4 protein-coding genes and 1 tRNA gene are annotated in these 3,826 nt (G+C 65.3%); 2 read left to right on the top strand and 3 right to left on the bottom strand.

From position 1 onward, the window contains the following. A partial coding sequence (locus MK313_RS17935) for a septal ring lytic transglycosylase RlpA family protein (protein WP_416054154.1) occupies positions 1-539 on the bottom strand: 539 nt, incomplete at its 3' end. A gap of 54 nt (positions 540-593) precedes the next feature. Beyond that, positions 594-1,646 carry a lytic transglycosylase domain-containing protein gene (locus MK313_RS17930; RefSeq protein ID WP_287783555.1) on the bottom strand — a complete coding sequence of 351 codons (1,053 nt, stop codon included), beginning with the start codon at positions 1,644-1,646 and terminating at the stop codon, positions 594-596. A gap of 218 nt (positions 1,647-1,864) precedes the next feature. On the opposite strand from MK313_RS17930, the gene MK313_RS17925 reads away from it, so the two are divergent. Beyond that, positions 1,865-1,954: transfer RNA gene (locus MK313_RS17925), tRNA-Ser, on the top strand. 42 nt (positions 1,955-1,996) lie between these two features. Here MK313_RS17925 and MK313_RS17920 read toward each other — a convergent pair. Next, entirely contained in the window at positions 1,997-2,869 is an 873-nt protein-coding gene (locus tag MK313_RS17920) for an NmrA family NAD(P)-binding protein (RefSeq protein ID WP_287783552.1), read from the bottom strand. 86 nt (positions 2,870-2,955) lie between these two features. Here MK313_RS17920 and MK313_RS17915 point away from each other — a divergent pair. Next, on the top strand, positions 2,956-3,826 hold an 871-nt coding region (locus MK313_RS17915), incomplete at its 3' end, for a LysR family transcriptional regulator (RefSeq protein ID WP_287783549.1).

Genomic DNA, 3,826 nt, shown 5'->3' with positions numbered 1-3,826 from the left:
CCCTGCTTCGCCGCCTCGGCCAGGCGCTGGCTTTCCACGGGCAGGATATCGACCTTCACCTTGGCGGTGCCGCGCTGCTCGATCCCCAGCAGCTGGGCGCTGCGGCGCGACAGATCGATGATCCGGCCATGCGCGAAGGGGCCGCGGTCATTGACGCGGACGACAAGCGCCCGCCCGTTTTCCAGATTTGTGACCCGCACCAGGCTGGGCATCGGCAGGGTGCGGTGCGCGGCGGTCAGGTCGTTCTCGTCATAGATTTCGCCATTGGCGGTCAGCTTGCCGTGGAAGCCGGGACCGTACCAGGAGGCAATGCCCGTCTCGGTGTAGCTGTAATCGACCGTCGGGTAGTACCAGACTCCCTTGATCTCGTAAGGGTCACCGACCTTGTAATAGCCTTGTGTCTTGGAGGAGGGCTGCTGGATGGCCTTTGCCGTCTGCGCCGCGAACTGGGCTTCCGCGCAGGCCGCAAGCGCCAAAGGCAGGGTCAGGGCCACGGAAGCAAGGCGGAAGCGGGAACGGGCAGGCAGGCGCCAAGGCATTATCTGGTGGCCAGTCTTCTATGTGGAACAGCATTTAGTAGTGTACCGGCAGGACTATTCCTTGCCAAGGGCATCCGCGAGCGTGCCTGCCGCAATCGCGAAATAGGTCGAGCGGTTCCATTTCAGGATCGCCTCGAAATTGTCGTACACCATGTAGGCCGGTCCGCCGGCGCCGGCCGGAAGGACGATCTGCGCCGGCAACTCGCGCGCCGGGAGGTCCCCGCCATCCGCGCGCCGTACGCCCAGCGCCTGCCACTCCGGGATCGTTTTGCGGGCCTTCTTCTCCGCAAGGCCGGCATCGAAGTCGGCCGGCAGCTGCACCACCCGGCCCCAGGTCTGGTCGCTCTTCCAGCCGACCCGGGACAGGTAATTGGCGATGGAGGCGAATACGTCGGGCAGCGTGGTCCAGATGTCGCGCTTGCCGTCGCCCGTATAGTCAATGGCATAGGCACGGAAGCTGGAGGGCATGAACTGGTTCTGGCCCATGGCGCCGGCCCAGGAGCCCAGCATCCGCTCGGCATCGATATGGCCTTCATCGACGATCTGCAGCGCGTCCATCAGCTCCTTGCGGAAGAAGGCGCTGCGCCTGCCATCATGTGCCAGGGTGGCCAGCGCCGGAATGACCTTGAAGCCGCCGGTGACACGGCCGAAATCGGTCTCGATACCCCACAGCGCGACAATCTGCCGGGCCGGCACGCCGAACTGCCCCTCGATGCGGGTCAACAGCGCCTTGTGCTCCGCCATCATGCGGCGGCCCTTGTCGATGCGCGATTGCGGCACCACCCGGTCAAGATATTGCTGGAAGGTAAGCGTGAATTCGGGCTGCCGGCGGTCCAGCTCGATGACGCGCGGAATGGGCTGGATGCCGGTCAGCGCGGCCTGCACCGTGGCGTCGGAGATGCCTTTCTGCCGGGCTTCGGCGCGCACGCCTTCCAGCCAGGCGTCGAAGGGCTGGTCGGCAGCATGGGCGATACTCGAAGCACCCAGCGCCATCCCGAAGGCCAGAAACGCCGCCAGGACCGTGTGCCGTCCCCTGCCCCTGTGGCCAGCCCCGGCGGTCTGGGTGTCCAGGGGGATGGCGGTGCGGGAACGGAAGCTGGGAATCATGGCGCTGCCTTCTGTTGTAACGGCCGTTAAGCATATCTGGCCTTCAGCATGTGGCACAGGCCCGGGCGCTTGGCAACAGGCTGCCGGCGGCCTTATGTGCCGCGGCGGTAGAAAGGTAGTGCCAGCGGTAGAACGCTACCGGAGACGCAAGAGATTGGACGCTGACGCCCGCTGTGCTAGAAACCCGGCGCTTGCAATACTCTGGCGATGCCAGCGATGGATGGGTGGCCGAGCGGTTTAAGGCACCGGTCTTGAAAACCGGCGTGGCAGCGATGTCACCGTGGGTTCGAATCCCACCCCATCCGCCATTCCTCCTACGGCTGCATATACCCCAGACTGTGACAGCTGGATCAGCTGCTGTTCCGCGCGGACAGGATACGCTCCACGGCCGCGACCAAGGAGACGGTGCCGCGTCGCCGTTCCACACCGGGCTCGAACGCAACCTTCCCGCTGGCGATGCCGTCATACATTCCGAGAAGCGCATCGGCTGTCTCTTTGGGGACCCCCGCTGCCGCTAGCATGGCCGCGCGCTGCTCAGGCGGGACAAAGGTGGGTGTCACCGGGCGGCCGAGTGCCCTGGCGAAGGCAGCGGCTACATCGCTGGCGCTCCAGTCCTCCGGCCCGCCGAGTTCGACGATACGCTGGCCTTTCCAGTCCTCGGCGAGGAGTTGAGCGGCTGCCCGACCGACATCGATCGTGCTGACCATCGGGATTTTCTGGGCGGGTGCCATAAAGGTCGGCAGGACGCCTTCGATTATCGCGGCTTCCGCCACCTCGCTCCAGCTCTCCACGAAATAGCCCGGCCGCAGAAACATTGTTGCCGTTGCGGCACCATCGAGCAGGGTTTCCAGCCGGTTCAGGGTCGTGATGACCCCGGTACCGGAGGCGTGCTGCGCGCCGACCGAGGATAGCACCACGGCCCTGGGCAGTTGCATGCGCCGCGCTGCCTCGGCGAGGGCTGTGCCGATCTTTTCCGTCTGTTCATGAGGATTGCCGACAGAAGGCGGCGGATTGAGCAGAAAAGCGCCCGTTGCGCCTTCCAGCGCCGCCGCCACCTCATCTTCATTGTCCATGCGCGCGATGGCAATCTGCACGCCGGTGTCCCGCCAGGCTGCCGCATGTTCCGCCCGGCGCAGGACGATGCGCACATCAAGGCCCCGTTCGATCAGGGCGCGCGCTGTCTCGCCTCCAGCCCTGCCATTTGCACCGAACACCACCTGCATGATCCTGCTCCTTCCATGTTTCGATCCGTTCGGGGACCGTAATGGGCGGGCTTCAATGCGTCTAATGCATGGTATATATACTCATCATGCACCAAGTGGATTTACGCCGGATCGATCTCAACCTGCTGGTGACGCTCGACGCCCTGCTGGAGGAGCGGAATGTAACCCGTGCCGCGACGCGCCTTGGCATGAGCCAGCCTGCGGCAAGCCGTGCGCTCGGGCGGCTCCGGGACCTGTTTTCGGATGCCTTGCTGGTCGATGGGCCGGGAGGCTATCTGCTCAGCGCCCGCGCCACGGAATTGCGCCCTGCTTTGAGGCAGATCCTTGCCGGGGTCGGCGCGCTGCTGGAGGCCCGCCGCTTCGACCCTGCGGTGGCGACCGGCCCCCTTCGCCTGCTGATGACCGACCTGCATGCTGCCGTGCTTGCGCCGCATCTGCTCTCCCGCCTTGCGGAGGAGGCGCCGGCTGTCGATCTCGACATTATCCCGCCCGGCCCGGCCATTGCGGCGATGCTGGAGAACGAGATGGTCGATGCGGCTGTTGGCGTCATCGAGGTGGCACCGTCAGGGATTCTGCGCCGGAAACTGTTCGAAGACCGGTTTGTCACGATCATGCGCAAGGGGCATCCGGCGGGCGAGAATAGGCTTACCCTCGATACCTATCTGACCCTCGATCACATGACGATCAACGTCACAGGTACCGGCCCCGCGCCTGTGGACGAATTGCTCTCGGCCATGGGCCGTCGCCGGCGCGTGCGCACGCGCGTGCCAAACTTCTTCGCCGCGATGGAAATCGCTGCCGGTTCCGATCTGGTGATGACTCTGCCTGAAAGTCTGGCGCGCACCGCAGCCGGCGCGGCACGCTTCATCATGCTGCCGCCGCCGGTCGAACTCGGCCCTATCGCCGTCAGCCTCCTCTGGCATGCGCGAGACCAGGATGCCCCGCGCCACATGTGGC

The sequence above is a fragment of the Oceanibaculum sp. genome (genome assembly GCF_022449305.1).
GTDB lineage: Bacteria > Pseudomonadota > Alphaproteobacteria > Oceanibaculales > Oceanibaculaceae > Oceanibaculum > Oceanibaculum indicum.
This window is presented reverse-complemented; position numbering and strand designations above follow the sequence as displayed.